The organism is Micromonospora sp. NBC_01739 (genome assembly GCF_035920385.1).
Taxonomy (GTDB): domain Bacteria; phylum Actinomycetota; class Actinomycetes; order Mycobacteriales; family Micromonosporaceae; genus Micromonospora.
The window spans coordinates 4,315,505-4,338,978 of record NZ_CP109151.1 but is presented as its reverse complement, the minus strand read 5'-3'; the positions used below and the strand labels follow the sequence as shown (position 1 = coordinate 4,338,978).

Genomic DNA, 23,474 nt, shown 5'->3' with positions numbered 1-23,474 from the left:
TGAGGAAAGGGCGAAGAAAGCATGACAAGAATCGCTGTGGTGGGCATGGCGTGTCGCTATCCCGACGCCACGTCCCCACGGGAGCTCTGGGAGAACGCAATCGCCGGTAGGCGGGCCTTCCGGCGGCTGCCCGACGTGCGGATGAAGCTGGACGACTACTGGGACGCCGACCCGAAGACCCCGGACCGGTTCTACGCGCGCAACGCGGCGGTCATCGAGGGGTACGAGTTCGACCGGGTGGCGTACAAGATCGCCGGTAGCACCTTCCGCTCCACGGACCTCACCCACTGGTTGGCGCTGGACGTCGCCGCCGCCGCGCTCGCCGACGCCGGCTTTCCGATGGCCGAGGGACTGCCCCGGGAGCGGACCGGGGTGGTCGTCGGCAACAGCCTCACCGGTGAGTTCTCCCGCGCCAACCAACTCCGCCTGCGCTGGCCGTACGTCCGGCGGATGGTCGCCGCCGCGCTGAAGGAACAGGACTGGAACGACGACCAACTGGCCACCTTCCTCGACGATTTCGAGGCGACCTTCAAGAGCCCCTTCCCGGAGGTCGACGAGGACACCCTGGCGGGGGCGCTGTCGAACACCATCGCCGGGCGCATCTGCAACCACTTCGACTTCAAGGGCGGCGGCTACACCGTGGACGGGGCGTGTTCCTCGTCTCTGCTGTCCGTGGCCACGGCCTGCAAGACCCTCATCGACGGGGACGTGGACGTGGCCGTCGCCGGTGGCGTCGACCTCTCCATCGACCCCTTCGAGATCATCGGCTTCGCCAAGACCGGCGCCCTGGCCACCGGCGAGATGCGGGTCTACGACCGCTCCTCGAACGGGTTCTGGCCCGGTGAGGGCTGCGGCATGGTGGTGCTGATGCGGGAGGACGAGGCCCGCGCCGGAGGACACCGCATCTACGCCACGATCGCCGGCTGGGGCATCTCCTCCGACGGCAAGGGTGGCATCACCCGCCCCGAGGTCAACGGCTACCGGCTGGCGCTGCGCCGGGCGTACGAGCGCAGCGGCTTCGGCATCGAGACGGTCGGGTTGTTCGAGGGCCACGGCACCGGCACCAAGGTGGGGGACGCCACCGAGTTGGAGGCGCTGTCGCGTGCCCGGGCGGAGGCGGACCCCTCGGCGCCGCCGGCCGCCATCGGCTCGGTGAAGGGCATGATCGGCCACACCAAGGCGGCGGCCGGGGTGGCCGGCCTGATCAAGGCGGCGATGGCGGTGCACCAGGAGGTGCTGCCGCCGGCCATCGGCTGTGTCGACCCGCACACCCTGCTCACCGACGGCGATCCGCCACTACGTGCGCTGCGCCGGGCGGAGGCCTGGCCCACCGACACCCCGGTCCGCGCCGGGATCACCGCGATGGGCTTCGGCGGTATCAACACCCATGTCGTGCTGGACAGCTCCCGGCCGCGTCGGCGTTCCACCATGGACAGCCGGACCCGGGCGGTGGCCACCGGCCTCCAGGACGCCGAACTGCTGGTGGTCGACGCCGCCACCCCGAAGGACCTGGTCAACCGGCTGGACCAGCTGATCGAGTTCGTGCCCTCGCTGGCGTACGCCCAGCTCAGCGACCTGGCCGCGACCCTGCACGGTGAGCTGCGCGAGCTGCCCTTCCGGGCGGCCGTGGTGGTCTCCTCGCCGGAGGACGCCGAACGGCGACTGCGCAAGGTACGCGACGCCGTGGAGGCCGGTGAGACCCGGATGTTCTCCACCGACGGGCGATGCCTGGTCGGCCACGTCAGCGAGCCGGGCCGGATCGGTTTCCTCTTCCCCGGCCAGGGCTCCGGTCGGGGCCTCAGCGGCGGCGCCCTGCGCCGACGGTTCGTCGAGGCCGAAGAGGTGTACCAGCGGTCGAACCTGCCCACCGGCGGCGACGTGGTGGCCACCGAGGTGGCGCAGCCGCGCATCGTCACCGGCGCCGCCGCCGGTCTGCGGGTGCTGACCGCCCTGGGCATCGAGGCCTCCGTGGCGGTCGGCCACAGCCTCGGCGAGATCGCCGCCCTGCACTGGGCCGGTGCGATCGACGAGGCGACCCTGCTGCGTATCGCCGCCCTGCGCGGCCGGACCATGGCCCAGCACAGCTCCTCGGGCACGATGGCCAACATCGGTGCCGCCCCGGAGCTGGTCGATCCACTGATCACCGACCTGCCGGTGGTGATCGCGGGCTACAACAGCCCCGACCACACCGTTATCGCCGGGACCCAGGAGGACATCGAGGCGGCCTGCCGGCGGGCGCAGGAGGCGGGGCTGAACGCCACCGTCCTGTCCGTCTCGCACGCGTTCCACTCGCCGCTGGTGGCTCCGGCCGCCGAGGCCTTCGGGGCGACCATCGCCGACGAGCCGTTCCGGCCGCTGGACCGCCGGCTGGTCTCCACGGTCACCGGTGAGGTGCTGCCGGCCGACACGGACCTGCCCGCCCTGCTGCGCCGCCAGATCACCGACCCGGTGCTGTTCAGCCAGGCCGTCACCCTGGCCGCGAAAGACATCGACCTGTTCGTCGAGGTCGGGCCCGGTCGGGTGCTGAGCGGGCTGGCCTCCCGGACCACCGAGGTGCCGGCGGTCGCCCTGGACACCGACGAGGAGTCCATCGCCAGCCTGCTCAAGGTGGTCGGCGCGGCGTACGTCGTCGGTGCCGCCCCGGTCGACAGCGGGCTGTTCCACGGCCGGCTGACCCGGCCGCTGCACGTCGGGCAGCCGTTCTCCTTCCTGGCCAACCCCTGCGAGCAGGCGCCGACCCTGCAACTGTCGGCGTCCGCCGCCGCACAGTCGGCCACCGCGACCGTCCGGCCCGCCGACCGCAGGGTCGAGGACGTACCCGGCGAGTCCATCGAGGACCTGCTGCGCCGGATGGCCGCCGAGCGGGCGGAACTGCCGCTGGAGACCGTGCAGCCGGACAGCCGCCTCCTGGACGACCTGCACCTCAGCTCGATCACCGTCGGTCAGGTGGTGAACCACCTGGCCCAGCGGATGGATGTCCCGGCGGCCGCGCTGCCGACCAACTTCGCCACCGCCACCGTTCGCCAGCTGGCCGAGGCGCTTGAGGAACTGGCCGGTACCGCCGGAGCGGCCGAGGCGGCGAACAGCCCGGTGGTGGCCGGCGCGGCGGCCTGGGCCCGGCCCTGGCGGCTGGACCTGGACGAGCTGCCCGCCCCGGCGCGGGTGGCCCCCAACGAGGTCGGCCGGTGGCAGGTGCACGCCGCACCCGGGCACCCCTGGGCCGAGCGGCTGGCCGGCGCCCTGCAACGGGCGAACCTCGGCGAGGGTGTCCTGGTCTGCCTGCCCGACCCCTGCCCGGAGGAGGCCCTGGAACTGGCCCTGACCGGGGCCCGGGAAATCCTCAGCGGTGCTCCCGGCACCCGGTACGTGCTGGTCCAGCACGGTCGCGGCGCGGCCGGCCTGGCCAAGACCCTCCGCCTGGAGGCGCCCCGCGCCCGGATCACGATCGTCCACCTGCCGGACGACGCGGCCGTGGTGGACCGGGTGGTGACCGAGGTGGCGGGCACCGCCGACTACCGGGAGGTGCACTACGACACCGCCGGGGTACGCCGGGTGCCGACCCTGCGCGCCATGCCGGTGCAGGCCGCCCGGTCCGTTCCCGCCCTGGGCGCCGAGGACGTGCTGCTGGTCACCGGCGGCGGCAAGGGCATCACCGCCGAGTGCGCGCTGGCCATGGCCACCGACAGCGGGGCCAGCCTGGCGCTGCTGGGCCGCTCCGACCCGGCGACCGACACCGAACTGGCCGCCAACCTGACCCGGATCGCCGAGGCCGGGGTCACGGTCCGCTACGCCCGCGCCGACGTCACCGACGCCGACCAGGTACGCCGGGCCGTCGCCGAACTCACCGCGGAGCTGGGCCCGGTCACCGCGGTCCTGCACGGTGCCGGCCGCAACGAGCCGGCGTCGCTGACCAGCCTGGACATGGCGGCCTTCCGGAAGACCATCGCCCCGAAGATCGACGGCCTGCGGGCCACCCTGGAGGCGGTCGACCCGGACCGGCTGAAGCTGCTGGTGACCCTGGGCAGCATCATCGGCCGCGCCGGGTTGCGCGGTGAGGCGCACTACGCCACCGCCAACGACTGGTTGGCGGAGACCACCGCGGAGTTCGGCCGCCAGCACCCCGGCTGCCGGGCGATCTGCCTGGAGTGGTCGGTCTGGTCGGGGGTCGGCATGGGGGAGCGGCTCTCCGTGGTCGAGTCCCTGACCCGCGACGGAGTCACCCCGGTCACCCCGGACCAGGGCATCGCGATCCTGCGCCGGCTGCTGGCCGACCCGGACGCGCCCGGTGTGGTGGTGATCAGTGGCCGTACCGAGGGCATCGACACCGTCCGGTACGACCTGCCGGAGCTGCCCCTGCTGCGGTTCGTGGAGCGGCCCCTGATCCGCTACCACGGGGTGGAACTGGTCAGCGAGGTCGACCTCAACGTCGGCACGGACCTCTACCTGGCCGACCACTTCCTCGACGGCAACCTGCTCTTCCCGGCGGTCTTCGGCATGGAGGCGATGGCCCAGGTGGCCGGCGCGGTCACCGGTGACGCGCGGGTGCCGGTCATCGAACGGGCCGAGTTCCTCCGGCCGATCATCGTCCCGCCGTACGGTCGCAGCCGGATCCGGGTGGCCGCGACGGTGACCGACGACGACACCGTCCAGGTCGCCATCCGCAGCGAGGAGACCGCGTTCGCCGCCGACCACTTCACCGCTACCCTGCGCTTCACCGGCGAGGGTGCCCCCGACGGCCCGCCCGACCAGGTGGCCGACGAGACCCTCCCGGTGCCGCTGTCGCCGGCCGACGAGCTCTACGGCGACGTGCTGTTCCAGGGCGACCGGTTCCAGCGGCTGCGCCGCTACCGGCGGGCCGCCGCCCGGCATGTCGACGCCGAGGTGGAGGCGCTGGACGGCGTCGACTGGTTCGCCCAGTTCGTGCCGGACGGCCTGCTGCTCGGCGACCCCGGTGTGCGGGACGCGCTGATGCACGGCAACCAGGTCTGTGTGCCGGACGCCACGCTGCTGCCGGCCGGGGTGGAGCGGATCCACCCGGCGGGGGAGAAGCTCAGCGGCCGGGGCGACCTGCGCTACTGCGCCACCGAGCGCAGCCGCGACGGCGACACCTACGTGTACGACATCGTGCTGCGGACCTCCGCCGGCGAGGTCGTGGAGCGTTGGGAGGGCCTGCGGCTGCGGGCCGTACGCAAGCAGGACGGTAAGGGCCCCTGGGTGGCGCCGCTGCTCGGCCCCTACCTGGAGCGGGGTCTGGGCGACGTCCTCGACGCGCAGGTGGCGGTGGCGATCGAGCCGGACGACCCGGCCGAGGCCGACGGCGAGTCGGGCGGGCATGTGGCCCGGCGCCGGGCCAGGGCGCGGATCGCCGTGCAGCGGGCGACCGGCGAGCCGGTCGAGGTGACCTACCGTCCCGACGGTCGGCCGGAGATTCCGGGCGGGCGGTCGGTGTCGGTGGCCCACGGTGCGGGGCTGACCCTGGCGGTGGCCGCTCCCGGTGCTCTCGGCTGTGACGTCGAGGCGGTCACCCACCGCGAGGAGGCGGACTGGGACGGCCTGCTCGGCGGGCACGCCGGGCTGGCCCGGCTGCTGACCTCGGACACCGGTGAGGACCTGGACACGGCCGCCACCCGGGTCTGGACGGCCAAGGAGTGTGTGCAGAAGGCCGGTGGCCAGCCCGGTGGGCCGCTGACCCTCCAGTCCTCCCCCCGTCCTGGTTGGACGGTGTTCGCCAGCGGCGAGCTGCGGGTGGCGACCTTCGTCACCGCGGTACGCGGGGTGGACGAGCCGTTGGTGTTCGCAATCCTGACCGAGGGAAGGTGACGACGGTGGAGCGCTGGTTCGAGTACCGGCACACGGTCGGGTTCGAAGAGACGAACATCGTGGGCAACGTCTACTACGTCAACTACCTGCGGTGGCAGGGGCGGTGCCGGGAGATGTTCCTCAAGGAGCGGGCCCCGGCGGTCCTGGCCGACCTCCAGTCGGACCTGAAGCTGTTCACCCTGCGGGTGGACTGCGAGTTCTTCGCCGAGATCACCGCCTTCGACGAACTGGCCATCCGGATGCACCTGCGTGAGCTGGCGCAGACCCAGATCGAGTTCGGCTTCGACTACGTCCGGCTGGACGCCGACGGCGGGGAGTTCCTCGTCGCCCGCGGCGCGCAGCGAGTGGCGTGCATGCGGGGCCCCAACACCCGCACCGTCCCCACCCGGGTGCCGGAGGCGTTGGAGGCCGCGCTCAAGCCGTACGCCACGGGCGTACGGGCCTGACCGCAGGAGGTCGATGTGACTGTCCATCCCCACCCCCTTGGCGCGGTGTCCGACTCCAAGGCACTGCGCCGGGCACTCGCTGCCTTCCCCACCGGTGTCACCGTCGTCACCGTCGGCGGCCCGACCCCGCACGCCATGACAGCCAACTCGTTCACCGCGGTCTCCCTCGACCCGCCGCTGGCCCTGGTCTGCGTCGGTCGGGACGCGGTGATGCACGGGGCGCTGACCGAGGCCGGGCGCTTCGGGATCTCGGTGCTCGCCGCCTCCCAGGAGCCGGTGGCCCGCTACTTCGCCGACCGGCGCCGGCCGCTGGGTCGGGAGCAGTTCGAGTTCGGCCAGTGGCAGGCCGGGGCCCAGACCGGGTCCCCGCTGCTGGTCGGCGCGGTAGCGCATTTCGAGTGCGAGCTGTGGCAGGCGTACGACGGCGGTGACCACAGCATCTTCGTCGGCCGGCTGGTGACGCTGGACCGGACCGACGGGGAGCCCCTGCTCTTCGCCGACGGCCGGTTCCGCCGGCTGGAGTACGAGCGCACCGGGGTGACGACGTGAGCGTCGCCATGGGGTCGCGGCGGACCCCGCCCGGTCCGCCGCGCTCCGCGGCGCTGCGCATGCTGATGGTGATGGCCCGGGATCGGCTGGGCATGATGACCTCGGCGGCCCAGGAGTACGGCGACGCGGCCCGCCTGCCGGTCGGTCCGAAGAGTCTGTACTTCTTCAACCACCCCGACCACGCCAAGCACGTACTGGCGGACAACGCGGCCAACTACCACAAGGGCATCGGGTTGGTGCATGCCCGGCGGGCGCTCGGCGACGGGCTGCTCACCAGCGAGGGCGAGTTGTGGCGCAAGCAGCGCAAGGTGATCCAGCCGGCGTTCCAGAGCCGGCGGATCGCCGACCAGGCCGGTGCGGTGGCGGAGGAGGCCGCCGCGCTGGTCGAGCGGCTGCGCCGCCGCGCCGGGCAGGTCGTGGACCTGTCGGAGGAGTTGACCTGGCTGACCCTGGGAGTGCTGGGCCGTACTCTGCTCGACACCGACCTGGGCCGGTTCCCCACCATCGGCGCCGACTTCGCCGCCGTGCAGGACCAGGCCATGTTCGAGCTGGAGACCCTGAGCGCGGTGCCGCCGGTGCTGCCGCTGCCTCGGCAGCTGCGGTTTCGGCGGTCCCGGCAGCGGCTGGAGGAGATCGTCGACAGGCTGGTGGCCGAGCGGGGCACCGCCGACGACGGCCGGGCGGATGTGCTGTCCCGGCTGATCACCTCCGCCGGACGGGAGGCCGATCCCCGGATCGGCCGCATCCGGCTTCGCGACGAGCTGGTCACCCTGCTGCTAGCCGGCCACGAGACCACCGCGAGCACCCTGAGCTGGACCTTGTACCTGCTCGACAAGCACCCCGAGGTGCGTGAACGGTTACGTGCCGAGGTGGTGTCCGTGCTCGGGGACCGGTTGCCCACCATGGACGACCTGGGTCAGCTGCGCTACACCACGATGGTGCTGGAGGAGGCCATGCGCCTCTATCCACCGGTGTGGCTGCTGCCACGCAAGGCCCTGGCCGACGACGAGGTGGGCGGCTACCACGTTCCGGCCGGGGCGGACCTGCTCATCTGCACGTACACCCTGCACCGGCACCCGCGGTTCTGGGACGATCCGGAGCGCTTCGATCCGGAGCGGTTCGACCCCTCCCGGTCGGCCGGCCGACCAAGGTACGCGTACATCCCGTTCGGGGCGGGGCCCCGGTTCTGTGTGGGTAACCACCTGGGTCTGATGGAGGCCACCTTCGCCACCGCCCTGCTGGTGCGGGATCTGCGTCTGACCCGTCCGGCTAATCACCCTGTGGTGCCCGAGCCGATGCTGTCGCTGCGGGTACGCGGCGGCCTGCCCATGCATGTGGGAACGCCTGACTGACGAATATCCAGCCACCTTCCCCGCCCGGTTTCTACCGGGTGGGGAAGGTGGCGTTCCACAATTGTTCCCGGATCGGTTCCCGCTCGTCCGGGCGCTGTGAGCAGTGGAGATGCCTACTTTCCACATTTTATTTAACCGTGCGGATCTTCGCCGTGAACGATTTTGAGAGCAATTCCTGAGAAGACTTCACGGCGCGTCGGGCGAAAGCATGACGATGGTTCGCACCGAGCCCGGCCGGTGACTGATTCCCCGAGATTCGGAATACCCAGAGCCGGCCGGTACGAACCACGGCGCATTCGTAGGCGCCACGACCGACTGCCCGCTGCCGGCCGACCCGCACGTCCCGGCGCCGTCTACCCGAGGGGGACACTTGCCATCGCAATCCGTAGGCATCCTGCGCCGACTCATTCCACCCGTGCTCGTCCTGGTGCTGGTCGCCGGACTGTTCTCGGTGGCCCGCCTGCCTTCGGCATCGGCCGAGGAGCGCAGCAAGCTGGCCTCCCGGTTCGCGTTCACCGAACTCCCCATCGCGCTGCCGCCCGGCCTGCCGGAACGCACCGTGCGCCAGGTCAACCCCCGGTACGAGCACATCCGGTCCTGGATCTCGTCCGTCGGCGCCGGGGTGGCGCTCAACGACCTGGACGGCCGGGGCGGCGCGAACGACCTGTGCCTGGTCGACCCCCGCAGCGACGCGGTGATCGTCACCCCGGCACCGGAGAGCGGCGCCACCTACGCTCCCTTCGTGCTGGACCCGGCCCCGCTGCCGATGGGTTCCGCGATCGCCCCGATGGGCTGCACCCCCGGTGACTTCAACCTCGACGGTCGGATGGACCTGCTGGTCTACTACTGGGGCCGGACGCCGGTGCTGTTCATGCAGCGGGCCGGGGTTACCGAGCTGACCCTGGCGGCGTACCACCCGGTCGAGCTGATCCCCCAGCTGACCTCGGGGCCGGCCTACCGCGGCCCGCTGTGGAACACCAACGCCGTCGCGGTGGCCGACTTCGACGGTGACGGCAAGCCGGACATCGGGATCTTCAACTACTTCCCGGACAGCCAGGTGCTGGACCCGCAGGGTCTGCCGCACGTGCAGATGAACCACTCGATGTCGCACGCGCACAACGCCGGTGGTGCCCACTTCCTGCGCTGGACCGGCGCGACCACCGGTGATGCCCCCTCGGTGAGCTACGAGGAGCAGAAGGCCGGGGACCCCGCGTACTTCACCGGCTGGACCCTCGGTGCCGGCTCCGCTGACCTGGACGGCGACCTGCTGCCGGAGCTGTACCTGGCCAACGACTTCGGCCAGGACCGGTTCTTCCACAACCGGTCCACTCCGGGTCAGATCCGGTTCGCCCTGGTGGAGGGGCGCCGGACCCCGATCACCCCGAAGTCTCTGGTGCTCGGGCACGACTCCTTCAAGGGCATGTCGATCGACTTCGCCGACCTTGAGGGGCGGGGCCGCTTCGACGCCTTCGTCAGCAACATCACCGAGTCGTGGGGTCTGGAGGAGAGCAACTTCCTCTGGTACAACACCGCCGAGACGCCGGAGCAGGCCCGGGAAATGCTGAACCGGGGCGAGGCGCCGTACCGCAACGTGGCGGGGCGCAAGAACATCGCCTGGGTCGGCTGGGGCTGGGACACCAAGATGGCCGACTTCGACAACAGCGGCAAGCTGGCGGTCGTCCAGGCCACCGGCTTCGTGAAGGGCACCATCAACCGGTTCAACTGGTTGCAGGAGTTGGCGATCGCCAACGACCTGCTGCTCTCCGACCCGTACATGTGGCCCAAGGCCGAGCCGGGCGACGACATCGCCGGTGAGAACACCCTCGCCTTCTGGGTACGCGAGGACAACGGCCGGTACGTCGACATCGGCAAGGAACTCGGCCTGTCCCCGCCCATCCCCACCCGTGGGGTGGCGGTCGGCGACACCAACGGTGACGGCGCGCAGGACTTCGCTGTGGCCCGCCAGTGGGGTCCGCCCGCCTTCTTCCGCAACGACAAGCCCGGCGACGGCAACTTCCTGGGGCTGCGGCTGAACCGCCCGACCCTCTCCGGCGACGGGACCTCCCCGGCGTACGGCGCCCAGGTGCGGATCACCACCGCCGACGGCCGTACCCAGCTCGCCCAGTTGGACGGCGGCGGCGGTCACTCCGGCAAGCGCAGCTTCGACGTGTTCTTCGGGCTGGGCGACGCCGGTGACCGGCCGGTCAAGGCGGAGCTGTGCTGGCGTGACCTCAACGGCGCCATGCACAAGCAGACCCTGGACCTGACCGCCGGGTGGCACGACCTCATGCTGACCAGTCAAGCCGAGGAGCTGACCAAGCGATGACGGACGTCAAGCGACCGGAGGCGGGCAGGGACCTGTCCGTCGACACACCGGTCACCCCGCCCGCGACGGCACCGCAGCCGGCGCCCGCGACGACCCAGAACGCCGTACCTCGGGTGGACCCCAAGGACCCGCGTTACCTGGCGCTGCGCAACTTCGCCATCTCGATGTCGATCTTCAACATCCTGGGCTACACGGTGCTCGGCTTCGAGCAGCCCTGGCTGTGGCCGTTCCTGGCCCTGGCGGTCGGCTACGGCACCGAGATCATCGTAGAGTGGGTCTCGGCGCGGGCCTACAAGCGACCGGCCGCCTACAGCGGCAACGGCCTCTGGGGGATGTACACCTTCCTGCTGCCCGCGCACATCACCGCGCTGGCCGCGAACATGCTGCTGTACGCCAACGACAACTTCTGGCCCATCGCGTTCGCCGTGGTCGTGGCGGTCGGTCAGAAGGCGGTGCTGCAAGCGCCGATCAAGGGTCGGATGCGGCACTACATGAACCCGTCCAACTTCGGCATCACGATCACGCTGCTGGCCTTCTCCTGGGTCAACATCGCTCCGCCGTACCACTTCACGGAGAACGTCCCCGGGGTCATCAGCATCCTGATCCCGGTGATCATCGTGACGGCGGGCACGGTGCTCAACGCCATGCTCACCAAGAAGGTGGCGTTGATCGTCGGCTGGCTGGGTGCGTTCGTGATCCAGGCCGTGATCCGGCACTTCATCTGGGACGTGTCACTGGTCGCGGCGCTGGTGCCGATGACCGGGGTGGCCTTCGTCCTGTTCACCAACTACATGATCACCGACCCGGGTACCACCCCCTCGGCACCGCGGATGCAGTTCATGTTCGGTGCCAGCGTCGGCATGGTGTACGGCGTGCTGATGGTGTTCAACGTGGTCTACACGTTGTTCTTCGCGGTGACCCTGGTCTGCCTGGCCCGCGGTCTGTTCTGGTGGGGCAAGTGGCTGGTGGAGCGCAACCGGCCGCCGGCGGAGAACATGACTCCCGTACCGCCGCCCGCCGCGGTGGCGCTGCCGGTCGCCCGCTGACCGACCAGCCGGTCCCGGTCGCCGGTAGGCTCCGCTCCTCGCGGGCCTGCCGGTGGCCGGGACCGGTCCGTGTGTCACCGGTCCCCGATCGACAGGTCAGCCGGTCGGCGTCGACTCGTCCTTCTCGGCGAGGGTCTTGATGCCCTGCAAGGTGTTCGTCATGGCCTCCCGCAGGGCGGCCGTCCGACGCTCGATGATGGCCTCCTCATGCTCCGGGGCGCTGTCGATGATGACGCTCAGGCCGGTCCGGCCCGGCCCGATCCGGGCCGAGTGGACCACCCGGCAGCCACCCTCCTCCTCGACCAGCCGGAACTGCCAGGTCGATCCGGGGCGCTCCAGGTCGGCCGGGCCGCCGCCGAACTGACCGTCCTCGTCGACCACCACCCAGCCGAAGTGGTGGGGGGCGTCGAAGTGCACGACATGCGAGACCGTTCGCCATCGGCCCAGCAGGGGGTGGTCGTTGAACCCCTCGAACCGGGCACCCAGCGACGGTCCGTCGCAGTCGTCCAGCCAGCGCGTCTGTTGCAGCTCCGGGCTCAACCGCGCCGCGAGTTCGATGTCCGTCACCAGGGCCCACACCCGGGCGGGGTCTGCCGCCACGTGGAGTTGACACTCGATCGCGGGGCTGTCGGCGTACCGCACGTCACCGCTCCTTCGTTCGTTACCGAAACTGATCGGTCCACTACACCCCATGACGTGATTCAAATTCAACAACGACACTACGTGCAGCCGGAGGTGCGGACCGAGCCGTCAGTCTTTTGTGGACGGACGGCTCGGTGTCGACCTCGGGGTCAGTGGGTGCAGAGCTCGTCGAGGTGCCCTGCCGGGGCGGTCACCGGCAGGTCGAAGGCCGCGAACAGCCGGGGATCGGAGAACGCGGTGATCCGGGTGATCCGCAGGCCGGTGATCGTGAGCACCTGGAGGTTGACCAGCTCGAAACCGCCCTCCTGGCCCCCCATGTAGGTCGCCAGGGCGGGCTGTCCGTTGGCGCCGGTGCGGATCAGCCGCACCGGACCGGGGGCCGAGAGGCAGCGCAGCGCCAGGTGCCGGCCGATGGCCAGCGGACCCTCGTACCAACCGGAGTAGGGCGGCATCTCCCACACCGCGTCCGGCGCGAACAACCGCACCAGCCCGGCGATGTCCTTCTCCTCGAAGGCGGTCACGTACTGGTCCAGCAGCTCCCGCTCGGCGGCCGCCGTCGGCTCGGTGAACTGTTCCTCCCGGGGCGCCCGGCTGTGCAGGGTGGCCCGGGCCCGTTGCAGCAGACTGTTGACCGCGGCCGGGCTGAGTTGGAGCAGGTCGGCCACCTCCGCCGCCCGCCACTGCAGCACGTCCCGTAGGAGGAGGACGGCCCGCTGCCGTGGGGGCAGGTGTTGCAGGGTGGCCACGAAGGCGAGCCGGACGCTCTGTCGAGCGCTCACGATGGCCGCCGGATCCGTCCGCTCCCCGCGGAGCAGGTAGTCCGGGATCGGCTCCAGCCAGGCAGTGGCCTCGTCCATGCTCAACCACTCGTCCGGGTCGGAACTCGGTGCGCCCAGCCCCACCGGCAGGGGGCGCCGGTCACGGTTCTCCAGGGCCCGCAGGCAGGCGGTGGTCGCGATCCGGTAGAGCCAGGTGCGCAGCGAGGAACGCCCCTCGAAGCCGTCGTACGAGCGCCAGGCGCGCAGGTAGGTCTCCTGGACCAGGTCCTCGGCGTCGTGCATCGAGCCGAGCATGCGGTAGCAGTGAACGAGCAACTCGTGCCGGAACGGGTCGGTGAGCCGGGGGAAATCCGCCCGGGTCACGTTCTCAACCGTCATCGTCTGCCCTCCCGGCTCACGCCCGCCAATTGTAGGTCGGTCGGCAGGTCGAACGCCTCGAAAAGGACCTCGCGACACGGCGTAGCCAGCAGGTCAGCACGGTGGCGGCAGCGGAGCAGAAGTTTTCCCGGGCAGCGATGAATTCCGGCCGCCTTGTGGATCAGTACGGATGACCGGACTCGGTGAACGGAAGGAACTGTCATGCACGAAACGTCCTCGGACGGCACCGGCCAGTTGGCTACCCGCCGAAGTTGGTTCGGGCTAGCGGTACTCGCGCTGCCCACCCTCCTGCTGTCCCTCGACCAGAGCGTGCTCTACCTCGCCCTACCGCACCTCAGTGCCGAGCTCGGCGCGGACAGCATCGAGGCGCTGTGGATCCTGGACATCTACGGATTCATCCTGGCGGGCTTCCTGGTCACCATGGGGACCCTCGGTGACCGGATCGGTCGCCGAAAGCTGCTGCTCATCGGGGCCGCCGCCTTCACCGTCGCCACCATCGCCGCGGCGTACTCCACCAGCGTGACGATGCTGATCGTGACCCGCGCCCTGATGGGGGTGGCCGGCGCCACGCTGATGCCCTCCACCCTGGCCCTGATCAGCAACGTGTTCCACAACGCCAAGCAGCGGGGCGTCGCGATCGCGGTGTGGTTCAGCTGCCTGATGGTCGGTGGTGCCCTCGGCCCGGTGGTCGGTGGCGCCCTGCTGGAGAACTTCTGGTGGGGCTCGGTCTTCCTGATGGGCGTGCCGGTGATGGTGGTGCTGCTCGTCCTGGGCCCGGTGCTGCTGCCCGAGTACCGCGACCCCTCGGCGGGTCGGATCGACCTGCCCAGCGTGCTGCTCTCCCTGCTGACGGTCCTGCCGATCATCTACGGGGTCAAGGAGGTGGCCGGCGAGGGCTGGACCACCACCTCGATCCTGGTCATCCTCGCCGGCATCGTGTTCGGGGCGATCTTCGTCTCCCGGCAGCGGCGACTGGACGACCCGCTGGTGGACCTTCGGCTGTTCAAGAGCCGCTCGTTCAGCGCCGCACTGGTCATCCTGCTCTTCGGCTCGGTCACCACCGGCGGCATCTACCTGCTGGTCAGCCTCTACCTCCAGACCGTCGAGGGGCTCTCCCCGCTGCGGGCCGGTCTCTGGCTGCTGCCCTCCACCCTGGCGATCATCGTGGGCTCGATGGTGGCGCCGGCGCTGGTGCAGAAGGTCCGCCCGGCGTACCTCATCGCGGGTGGTCTGGCGGTCACCTCCTTCGGTTACGTGTTGTTGACCCAGGTCAGCGCGGTCAGCGGGCTGCCCCTGCTGGTCGCCGGTTTCGTGCTGGCATTCCTGGGCGCCGGTCCGATGGGTGCCCTCGGCACGGACCTGGTGGTGGGTTCCGCACCGCGGGAGAAGGCCGGTTCCGCCGCCTCCCTGTCGGAGACCGGTAACCACCTGGGCATCGCGATCGGCATCGCGGTGATGGGCAGCATCGGCGCCACGGTCTACCGGAACCAGATCGACACCTCGCTGCCGGCCGGTCTTCCGGCGGATGCGGCCGAGTCGGCCCGGGAGAGCATCACCGGGGCGGTCAGTGCCGCCGAGGGGCTTCCCGGCGGCTTGGCCGAGCAGCTCCGCGACGCCGCCTCGGTGGCCTTCACCAACGGCCTGAACACGGCCGCGATCGTCGGTGCGGCCCTCTTCCTGCTGCTCGCCGTGGTCGCGGTGGTCGCCCTGCGCGACGCCCAGATGCCCGACGGTGAGGCGGGGCACGGGGGTGCCACTGGTGACGAGCCGACCCCGGCGGAGACCGCAGCGCGCGGTGAGGCCGCGCAGAAGCCGGCCAGGTGACGTCGCGGGTACCGAGATGGGGCGGACCACCCCTGGTGGTCCGCCCGCCGGTGCCGGCCGGGCGGCCCAGCTCAGCCGGTGACCGGCGCACACGCGAGCGCGCCCCCGGTCAACCGGGGGCGCGCGACGGGCCAGGGTCAGACATCGGCCATGGTGAGGGCCATCTCCACCAGGCGGTGACGGTCGATCTTGCCGTTGACGTTGAGCGGGAACCGTTCGATCCAGCCGAGCCGGGGCGGGATCATGTAGGTGGGCAGCTGCTCGGCGAGGAAGCCCTCCAGGTCCTCCTGGCCGGCCTGGTCGCCGACGTAGAAGGCGGCCAGCTCCACGGTGCCGTCCTCCGCCTGCCAGGGCACGACGGCCGCCTCGTCGACCGCGTCGTGCTGCCGCAGCACGGCCTCGATCTCGCCGGTCTCGATCCGGTACCCGTTGACCTTCACCTGGTTGTCCATCCGACCGAGGAAGACGTACCCGTTGTCGGTGCGGCGGACCCGGTCCCCGGTGCGGAACCAGTGCTCCTCGGTGAGCGGCTCGCCCTCCTCCATCCGCCAGCGGTCCCCCTGCCAGCGGGTGAACCGGCCCACGTTGTCGGCCGGGTCGAGGTAGCCGTCGAAGCGTTGCGGGCCCCGGATCAGCAGCTCTCCCTCGTCGGCGGGGCGGCCCTCCTCGTCCATCAGGTCGCACTCCACGGTCGGGTACGCCGGACCCAGGGGCAGGGCCCCGAGGGCGGCCCGTGGCCACCGGAGGGGATCCGCGGGCGCCCGGTAGGTGAGGCAGGTGACCGTGGTCTCGGTCGGCCCGTAGACGTTGGCGATCACGCTGTTCGGTGCGGCGTCCCGCCAGGCCCGGGCCTTGTCCAGGGTGAGGGGCTCACCACCGAAGCAGCTCCACCGCAGCCCGGGCATGGTGTCCGGGGTCAGGTCGTCGAGCATCCGGGCGGTCACGATCGAGGAGGGGGTGGAGAACCAGTGGGTGATCCCGTCGTCGTTGATGTGCCGGCTCGGCGCCAGCAACTCCGTGCGCTCCGGTACGACCAGGGCACCCCCGGTCGCCCAGGGCAGGAAGACGTTCCACACCGACAGGTCCCAGGCCAGGTCGGAGGTCTGGGAGACCCGGATGTCCGGGCCGGCCTCGAAGTAGTCCAGCACGTACGGCAGCCAGTGGGCGACATTGCGGTGCCGGATCGGAACCCCCTTGGGGGTGCCGGTGGACCCGGAGGTGAAGACGATGTACGCGAGTTCGTCCGGGTCGGGGCGGTACTCCTCCGGCGGCCCGGCCGGTGCGGTCGGTCCCCGGTGCTCGTCCGGCGCGGCCATCCGGGCGGTGCCGGTCTGGGTCCCCACCGCCTCGGCCAGGTCCGCGTCGACGGCGGTGTGCAGCAGCAGGTCCAGGCCGGCGGTGCGGGCGATGCGGGCGTGCCGGGCGGGCGGGAAGTCGGTGTTGAGTGGCACCACCGTCACCCCGAGCCGCAACGCCGCCAGGTAGGCCACATAGGTGCCCGCCGTACGCGAGACGAACACTCCGACCCGGGCCGGCCGACGGCCCTGCCGGGCCACGATGTCCTCCGCGAGTTGGGCGGCGGCCGCGGTGAGCTGACGGTAGCTGAAGTCGAGGCCGCCGGCGCGCAGCGCGAGCCGATCCGGGTGCCGTCGTGCTGACTCCGCGAACCAGTCGTAGAGGGTGGGGATGGTACTCACGCGGGCTGCTCCTCTTCGATCGGCTCGGTGTAGAGCTGGTAGACGCCGCTGACCGTGGTCTGCTCGAACAGCCGCCGCACCGGCACCTTGCGGCCGGTCAGCCGTTCGAGGGCGGCGAAGAGTCGAACTCGGTGCATGGAACGCCAGTGCACCTTCTGGTCGAAGTCGTGCTCCAGGTCCGGGTTGACCAGGGGCAGCTTCAACTCGTCGCGAACGGCGTGGATGAACCGCTCTTTCGTGATCATCGAATTCCTCTCCCCGGTCGGTGCGTGGTGCCCCGCGAGCTATTCGGCGCTGGTGGTCCACTCCGGCTCGGCCTGGATCTCCAGTACGGCGGAGGTGAAGGTGAAGCCGCTGCCGGCCCCGTTGACCAGCACCAGATCCCCGGCTCGGACGCGCCGCGACTCCAGCACGTGGGCCAGCGCGGCGAACTGGTCCCCGGCGCCGAGGTGGCCGGTCCGCTGCCCCCACGGCCAGGTGGTCAGCTCCGGGTCCACCCCGATCGAGGCGCGGGCGTCCCAGTCGGTGAGGGACAGGCCCATGTTGGGGAAGACCCACAGGGCGATGTCCGCGGCGGTGACTCCCGCGTCGGCCAGCGCCCCCTCGACCGTGCGCCGCTCCGCCTCGAAGATCCGCCGGACCAGGTCCACGAAGACCTCTTCGCCGTGCTGACGGACGTACCCGGCGATCCGGGCCTCGGTGTTGATCGGCCAGCCGTTGCCGCCGCTGACCCCGGTCCACGGCTCGTCGCCGCGTTGCAGTCCCTCGTGGCTGGTGTCGGCCACGGAGACGCTGGCGAGCAGCCGGGCCACCCCGCTGCCCCGACTGAGCACCAGGGCGGTGCCTCCGTCGCCGTAGAGGGTTCCGCTGGTGCTCCACCGGTTATAGCTCGGCGGGTGGAAGAGATCGCTGGTGGTGAGCAGCGCGGCCGGGCGTCCGGGGTCGGCGGAGAGGTAGGCGGCGGCGAGTTCCAGGGCGGCCATCCCACCGTTGGAGGCCTGCCGGACCTCGGTGGCGGTCGCCGAGCCGCCGACGGTGCGTTGCTGCACGTACGCGGCGGAGGCGAAGTCGTCGAGACCCTGGAAGCCGACGTGGGAGTGGGTCACCAGGGCGAACTCCTCGGGCCGACGTCCGGACCGCTCGACCGCCAACTTCCCGGCCGCCACGGCCAGCTCGACGGCGGGCCCGTCGTCCACCACCCGGACGGCCAGGTAGCCGTCACCGTCGCGGTCCTTCTCCTGGTAGTGGCCCTCAGCGACCGCCGTCTCCGTGGTTTCGGCGCGCCCCAGGGAGGCGCCCGCCGCACTGATCCAGACGTCGTTCCACCGCATCGATTCGGTCCCCTCGGCAGATGTGCCGCCCGGCCGTGGCCGAGCCACGGCGACGGGTCGCCGCCGCCGCCTCATCGTGGCACCGGCGGCGGAGGCGGGCCGCCTCCCAGATTGCGCATCGTTTCCCGTGAAGGTGCAGGGGATGGCAGGGTCGGGTACGGCCGGACGAAGTACCAGCGGGCGTCGGTGCCACCCGGCACCGGGCCCGTCCAACTATCGGAAACCAACAGATGGAGGTCTCAGTGGGCAAGGTCGTGTTGGACATGACGATGTCGGTGAACGGCTGCGTCGCCGGCCCGGAGGATGAGCCGGAGGGGCTGCACGACTGGTTCTTCTCCCCGTCGCCGGAGAACCAGGCGATGGTGCAGCGGCAGATGGACGCCATCGGCGCCATGGTCATGGGTCGGCGGACCTACGACATGGGGGCCAGCCAGGGCGGTTTCGTGGACAACCCGTTCAAGGTCGAGCACTTCATCGTGTCGCATGACACCCCCGACGAGCTGGCCAAGGGGGACACCAGTTTCATCTTCGTCAGCGACGGGGTGGAGTCCGCCGTACGCCAGGCCAAGGCGGCGGCCGGTGACAAGGACGTGGTGGTCGGGGGCGGCGCCCAGATCGCCCAGCAGTGCCTGGCGGCCGGCCTGGTCGACGAGATCAGGGTCGCGGTGCGTCCGGTGCTCATCGACAACGGTCTGCGGCTGTTCGACAACCTGGGTGGCTCGGTGACCCTGGAGAGCATCGACGCGTTGCACACCCCGGAGGTGACCCACCTGAGCTACCGGGTCGTGCGCTAGTCGCAGCGGCATTCACCTCGGCGGCGCCGGTGACCTGCGGGTCACCGGCGCCGCCGCCTTTCCCGAAGGGCCGGCGGGCGGCCCGCAATTCAAGAGATGCATGCTCTCTCACGCCTCGCGCACGATGTGGTGGTCACTACCGCCGACCTCGGCGGACGCGAACGGCCGCCGGCTCCGGACCGGCTCGCGGCAGTGCCGTACCGACCCCGCCCCGCGAATGTCACCGCCTGATGCAGACCGTGCGGATCGCGGACCGGGCCTGTCGACGAAGCGACCCCCAACCTGAGACGAAGGTGCCTCCATGGAGATCGAGAACGGCATTCGCAAGATCCTTAATTCCGAGCTCTTCGTCGAGGTGCCGCCCGAGCAGATCGGCCTCGACGAGAGTCTGCGGGCCGGGTACGGCCTGGACTCGCTCGGCTTCGTGGAACTGCGGGTGCAGTGCGAGGACATGTTCGATGTGCGTATCTCCGACGAGGACTTCACCCCGGAGAACTTCCAGAGCGTCCGGACGGTCACCGACCTGATCAACCGGCTGCGCGCGGAGGCCAAGCAGTGACCGGGCTGGGGTCCGAGGAAACCCTCCGGCTGCTGCGGGCCGGCCGGGACCTGCACCTGGACCACTACCAGTCGAACCGGCTGCCGTACGCGGTGCTCGGTGGGCAGGGCGTGCACAGCCGGCTGATGGCCCTCGACGGCCCGGACGCCGGCCGGGAGTTCGAGGTGATCGACGCCAGCGGCGCGTACGGCAGCGCCTGCCTCGGCGCCGGTCACGAGACGGTGCGCCGGGCGTTGGCCCGGGGGGTCACCGAGGGCGGGCAGGCCACCGACGAGGTGGGTTCCCTGGAGCGGGCTCGACTGCTGAACACCCTCTTCGGCCCGGACGGGCTGTGGACGGAACAGTTCCCGACCGGCGAATACCACGTCAGCGGCCGTAACTCCGGCTCCGAGGGCATGGAGTTGGCGCTGCGTCTGGTCCTGGAGTCCCGGTTCGACGGAAACCGGCTGCGGCCGGTGCCGGAGGCCGCCGGACGGGACCTCATCCTCGCCTTCGAGGGGGCCTGGCACGGCTGGACCAGCGGCCTGGTGCCGCTGTTGAACCGCCGGCACTACCGGGTGGGGCTGCCCTCCCTGGCTCCGGAGGGGCCCTACGGGGTGAGCGTGGTGCACCTGCCCTTCGGCGACCCCGCAGTGCTCGCGGACTGGTTCGCCGAGAACGGCCACCGGGTGCTCGGGGTGGTGGTGGAGCCGGTGCAGGGCGATGCCGGCATCCTCCAGCCGCCGCCGGGCTACCTGCGCGGGCTGGCGGGGCTCTGCCAGGAGTACGGCGCCCTGCTCGTCGCCGACGAGGTGCTCACCTTCGCCAAGTCCGGTCGCTTCTTCGCGATGGCCGACGACCAGGGCCCGATCCGGACCGATGTGACCGTGATCGGCAAGAGCCTGGGAATGGGCGCCCTGTCGCTGTCCATGGTGATCGCCCGGCGGGGACTGTCTCCGCGCGGATCCGGCGCGGTGGCCACCTCGGACCTGCGTCCGCTGGCCTGCGCGGTGATCCGTGACGGCCTGGAGCTGGTGGTCACCGACAAGCTGATCGACCACTCCGCCGCCCTCGGCGCCCAGCTCGCCGAGCTGCTCCAGCGCGAGCTGGTGGATGCCTTCCCGGACCTCTACCAGGAGTCCCGTGGCACCGGTGTGATGCACGGCGTCGAGCTGACCGAGCGGGCGGCGGCCGGTTTGGCGCGGCTGCGGGAGCATGTCGTGCGGGCCGGGGCGTACGTCGAGTTCATGGCCGGCGCGGGCCGCCGCTCGCGGGGCCTGCGGTACGTCTTCCCCACGATGCGGATCGCACCCCCGCTGATCACCACGCCGGACGAGGCCGTCGAGCTGGTGGGCCGCATCGCCGAGGGCTCCCGGACCTTCCAGAGGTCGCTGGGATGACGGCCGTACGCGAGCTGCGCTGGCGAGTGGAGCATGTGGACACCGACGCGGGAGGCGTCGTCCACTTCACCCGGTACGCCTCGCTGTTGGAGTCGGCGCTGCTGGAGAACCTCGACCGACTGGGGGTGGGGGTCCGGGAACTCGGCGCGGAGGGCCTGGAGCTGACCGTACGGGACCTGCGGATGCGGTACGCCGCGTCCGCGCGGTTCCTGGACCGGGTGCGGGTGGCGGTCCGGGTGCAACGGGTCGCCGGAGCCACCTGCGAGGTGTCCGGTGCGGTGCACCGGGAGTCGGACGACGGCACCCCTGGCGAGCTGCTGGCCAGCGGAACCTTGGTGCTCTGCGTCGTCGAACGGGCCACCGGCCGGGCGGCGCCCCTGCCGTCGTCGCTGCGCCGAGCAATGGGGGATTGGAAGCGGGAAACCGGGACGGAAGAGGAACTGTGATGACTGAGGCTACCGACACTTCCCTCGGGTTCACCGAGATCAAGAGCTGGCTGCGGCACCGCCACCCGATGATCTACATCGACCGGGTGCTGGACCACCGGCCCGGCGAGTACCTGCGCAGCCTGATGTCGGTCTCCGGCACGATGGACGCCATCGCCGGTCACTTCCCGGAGCGGGCGGTCTTCCCCGGCAGCCACCTGATGCAGGCCTTCGCCCAGTCCGGGATCATCCTCTACCAGCTGAGCACCTCGCCCCTGGCCGACGACGAGCTGACCCTGATCGGCTCGGTGCAGAGCCGGTTCACCCGGGTGGTCGTCCCCGGCGACCAGGTCATCTTCGACCTGCGCTGTGACCGGCTGTACCAGGCCTCGTTCCACTTCTCCTGCCGGGCCACCGTGAATGGCGCCCGGGTGGCGGCGTTCCGTGGGTCACTGGTGCGAACAAAGGTCGACGAACTGGGACGTCAGTTGTGGTGACCCGCCAGGTGCTGGTCACCGGGATGGCCTGGGACACCGCCCTCGGCGACGACCTGGACGGGGTGTGGTCCCGGTTGCTGGCGGGGGAGACCGGCCTGCGTGAGGTGCCCTCGCCGCACCGGCTGCGAAATCGCCTGGCGGCGACCGTGGACGATCCGCCCGCCGGGTGGACACCGGCCCGCCGCCAGATCTCCCTCGGTACCCGTACGGTCGGCCGGGCCCTTCAGGACGCCGGGATCGACGGCGATCCGGGTGAGGCGCTGCTGGTGCTCGGCACCAGCTACGGCGCCCACCTGGACGACACCCGGGCCGGCGGGCTGCACGACTGGGCGGCGGCGGTGGCGAGAGGGCTCGGCTTCACCCGCCCCCCGGTGTCGGTGTCGACCGCCTGCTCGTCGGGGGCCGACGCGATCCTGGTGGGAGGGCACCTCATCGCCGCCGGGATGACGGAGGTGGCCGTCTGCGGCGGGGTGGACATCCTCACCGCGGCCAAACGCCTGGGCCACAGCGCGCTGGGCACCATGTCGCCCACCCTGCTACGCGCCTTCGACGAGGCCGCCGACGGCACCCTGCTGGGCGAGGGCGCCGGGATCGTCGTGCTGGAGGAGGCGGGTCGGGCGCAGCGGCGCCAGGCTCGCGCGTACGCCGAACTGCTCGGTGGTGGTTCGGCCAACGACGCCGCCGGCATGACGGCGCCCGACCCCTCCGGCGCGGCCGTGCTGCTGGCGGTGCGGCGCTCCCTGGCCGCCGCCGGTCTGAGCACCGACCAGGTCGCCGTGGTCAACGCGCACGCCACCGGCACCCCGGTCAACGACGCGGTGGAGGCGGCCAGCTTCGACCGACTCTTCCCGGCGGCCGACCGGCCGGTCCTCTTCGCCACCAAGGGCGCCTTCGGGCACACCCTGGGGGCCACCGGTGCGATCGAGGCGATCGCCCTGGTCCAGGCGTTGCGGCACGGCAAGGTCCCGCCGGTGTACGGCCTGGACACCCCCGCCCCCGGGTTGGCTTTTCCGGTGTCGCAGGGCGCGCCGGTGGCCCTGGGGCCGGGCGCCGGGCTCAGCGTCACCCTGGGGTTCGGTGGCTTCAACACCAGCCTGGTCTTCGCCGGAGCAGCCGATGGACTGGGCTGAGCAGGGGGCCTTCGCGATGCTCGGCACGGCCACCCTGGAGGGCACGGAGGGTCCGAGTCGCCCGCGTGGGGTCGGGTTCTACGCCGACCCGGTGGCCTGGCTGGTGGCCGACGCGGTCGGGACCGCCCTGGAGGCGGCGGGATTGCCGGGGCCGACGGCCGGGACGGAGGTCGGCATGGTGGCGGTCAGCGAACACGCCACCGGCCACACCATGCGGGAGGTCGCCGACGCCGTACGCGAACGGGGGCGGGTCTCCCCGCTGCGGTTCGCCGGGGCGGCTCCGGGCTCGGTCGCCGGCCTGGCCTGCATCGTGCACGGACTCCGTGGCCCGAGCCTGCTGCTGTCGATGGCACCCGATGCGGCCCGCCCGGCCGTGGCGGTGCTGGCCGGGGCCTGGCTCGGTGCCTCCTGCACCCGACTGGTCGTCGCCGAGCACCGCAGGCACCCGTCGGGCGTGCACCGTGTGAACACCGTTGTCCTCACCTCGCGGGAGCGTTGAC

The 23,474-nt window shown here is 71.3% G+C and carries 19 protein-coding genes; 14 read left to right on the top strand and 5 right to left on the bottom strand.

Features of this window, described 5'->3' with window-relative positions; translation table 11 throughout:
* Positions 1–21 precede the first annotated feature (21 nt).
* The 6 genes from OIE53_RS19530 (at position 22) to OIE53_RS19505 (ending at position 11,539) form a co-directional block, all read left to right on the top strand.
* A complete protein-coding gene (locus OIE53_RS19530; RefSeq protein WP_327022978.1) occupies positions 22–5,820 on the top strand; it encodes a type I polyketide synthase in 5,799 nt (1,932 codons plus the stop codon).
* A gap of 5 nt (positions 5,821–5,825) precedes the next feature.
* A complete protein-coding gene (locus tag OIE53_RS19525; protein WP_327022977.1) occupies positions 5,826–6,266 on the top strand; it encodes an acyl-CoA thioesterase in 441 nt (146 codons plus the stop codon).
* A gap of 15 nt (positions 6,267–6,281) precedes the next feature.
* Positions 6,282–6,815 carry a flavin reductase family protein gene (locus OIE53_RS19520; RefSeq protein WP_393340860.1) on the top strand — a complete coding sequence of 178 codons (534 nt, stop codon included), beginning with the start codon at positions 6,282–6,284 and terminating at the stop codon, positions 6,813–6,815.
* A gap of 8 nt (positions 6,816–6,823) precedes the next feature.
* The gene (locus OIE53_RS19515; protein WP_393340879.1) at positions 6,824–8,167 is read left to right on the top strand and encodes a cytochrome P450; all 1,344 of its coding nucleotides are present in this window, start codon (positions 6,824–6,826) and stop codon (positions 8,165–8,167) included.
* A gap of 391 nt (positions 8,168–8,558) precedes the next feature.
* The gene (locus OIE53_RS19510; RefSeq protein WP_327027287.1) at positions 8,559–10,493 is read left to right on the top strand and encodes a CRTAC1 family protein; all 1,935 of its coding nucleotides are present in this window, start codon (positions 8,559–8,561) and stop codon (positions 10,491–10,493) included.
* Positions 10,490–11,539 carry an enediyne biosynthesis protein gene (locus OIE53_RS19505; protein WP_327022974.1) on the top strand — a complete coding sequence of 350 codons (1,050 nt, stop codon included), beginning with the start codon at positions 10,490–10,492 and terminating at the stop codon, positions 11,537–11,539. The genes OIE53_RS19510 and OIE53_RS19505 overlap by 4 nt, the downstream gene beginning before the upstream one ends.
* A gap of 96 nt (positions 11,540–11,635) precedes the next feature.
* Here the strand turns inward: OIE53_RS19505 and OIE53_RS19500 are convergent, their stop codons facing one another.
* Together OIE53_RS19500 and OIE53_RS19495 are read right to left on the bottom strand one after the other, a co-directional pair.
* The gene (locus OIE53_RS19500; RefSeq protein ID WP_327022973.1) at positions 11,636–12,181 is read right to left on the bottom strand and encodes an SRPBCC family protein; all 546 of its coding nucleotides are present in this window, start codon (positions 12,179–12,181) and stop codon (positions 11,636–11,638) included.
* A gap of 149 nt (positions 12,182–12,330) precedes the next feature.
* Positions 12,331–13,338 carry a sigma-70 family RNA polymerase sigma factor gene (locus tag OIE53_RS19495; protein WP_327022972.1) on the bottom strand — a complete coding sequence of 336 codons (1,008 nt, stop codon included), beginning with the start codon at positions 13,336–13,338 and terminating at the stop codon, positions 12,331–12,333.
* A gap of 201 nt (positions 13,339–13,539) precedes the next feature.
* Between OIE53_RS19495 and OIE53_RS19490 the strand changes: the two genes are divergently transcribed.
* Complete coding sequence (locus OIE53_RS19490; protein ID WP_327022971.1) at positions 13,540–15,162, top strand: MFS transporter; 1,623 nt, start codon at positions 13,540–13,542, stop codon at positions 15,160–15,162.
* Between the two features lie 137 nt (positions 15,163–15,299).
* Here OIE53_RS19490 and OIE53_RS19485 read toward each other — a convergent pair whose 3' ends face one another.
* The 3 genes from OIE53_RS19485 to OIE53_RS19475 are packed head-to-tail and all read right to left on the bottom strand — an operon-like array spanning position 15,300 to position 18,190.
* The gene (locus OIE53_RS19485; protein WP_327022970.1) at positions 15,300–16,859 is read right to left on the bottom strand and encodes an amino acid adenylation domain-containing protein; all 1,560 of its coding nucleotides are present in this window, start codon (positions 16,857–16,859) and stop codon (positions 15,300–15,302) included.
* Entirely contained in the window at positions 16,856–17,104 is a 249-nt protein-coding gene (locus tag OIE53_RS19480) for an acyl carrier protein (RefSeq protein WP_327022969.1), read from the bottom strand. Before OIE53_RS19480 ends, OIE53_RS19485 begins: the two co-directional genes overlap by 4 nt.
* 39 nt (positions 17,105–17,143) lie before the next feature.
* The gene (locus tag OIE53_RS19475) at positions 17,144–18,190 is read right to left on the bottom strand and encodes a ketoacyl-ACP synthase III family protein (protein ID WP_327022968.1); all 1,047 of its coding nucleotides are present in this window, start codon (positions 18,188–18,190) and stop codon (positions 17,144–17,146) included.
* Between the two features lie 230 nt (positions 18,191–18,420).
* On the opposite strand from OIE53_RS19475, the gene OIE53_RS19470 reads away from it, so the two are divergent.
* The 7 genes from OIE53_RS19470 to OIE53_RS19440 all read left to right on the top strand — a co-directional run bounded on the left by OIE53_RS19470 (position 18,421) and on the right by OIE53_RS19440 (position 23,473).
* The gene (locus OIE53_RS19470; protein WP_327022967.1) at positions 18,421–18,984 is read left to right on the top strand and encodes a dihydrofolate reductase family protein; all 564 of its coding nucleotides are present in this window, start codon (positions 18,421–18,423) and stop codon (positions 18,982–18,984) included.
* Between the two features lie 301 nt (positions 18,985–19,285).
* Positions 19,286–19,543, top strand: a complete 258-nt coding sequence (locus OIE53_RS19465) for an acyl carrier protein (RefSeq protein WP_327022965.1) — start codon at positions 19,286–19,288, stop codon at positions 19,541–19,543.
* The gene (locus OIE53_RS19460) at positions 19,540–20,922 is read left to right on the top strand and encodes an aminotransferase class III-fold pyridoxal phosphate-dependent enzyme (protein WP_327022964.1); all 1,383 of its coding nucleotides are present in this window, start codon (positions 19,540–19,542) and stop codon (positions 20,920–20,922) included. The genes OIE53_RS19465 and OIE53_RS19460 overlap by 4 nt, the downstream gene beginning before the upstream one ends.
* Positions 20,919–21,368, top strand: coding sequence for an acyl-CoA thioesterase (locus OIE53_RS19455; RefSeq protein WP_327022963.1), 450 nt, complete (start codon positions 20,919–20,921; stop codon positions 21,366–21,368). Before OIE53_RS19460 ends, OIE53_RS19455 begins: the two co-directional genes overlap by 4 nt.
* The gene (locus OIE53_RS19450; RefSeq protein WP_327022962.1) at positions 21,368–21,844 is read left to right on the top strand and encodes a 3-hydroxyacyl-ACP dehydratase FabZ family protein; all 477 of its coding nucleotides are present in this window, start codon (positions 21,368–21,370) and stop codon (positions 21,842–21,844) included. Before OIE53_RS19455 ends, OIE53_RS19450 begins: the two co-directional genes overlap by 1 nt.
* Positions 21,841–22,974, top strand: a complete 1,134-nt coding sequence (locus OIE53_RS19445; protein ID WP_327022961.1) for a beta-ketoacyl-[acyl-carrier-protein] synthase family protein — start codon at positions 21,841–21,843, stop codon at positions 22,972–22,974. Before OIE53_RS19450 ends, OIE53_RS19445 begins: the two co-directional genes overlap by 4 nt.
* Complete coding sequence (locus OIE53_RS19440; protein ID WP_327022960.1) at positions 22,961–23,473, top strand: hypothetical protein; 513 nt, start codon at positions 22,961–22,963, stop codon at positions 23,471–23,473. Before OIE53_RS19445 ends, OIE53_RS19440 begins: the two co-directional genes overlap by 14 nt.
* The last annotated feature ends 1 nt before the right edge of the window (position 23,474 follow it).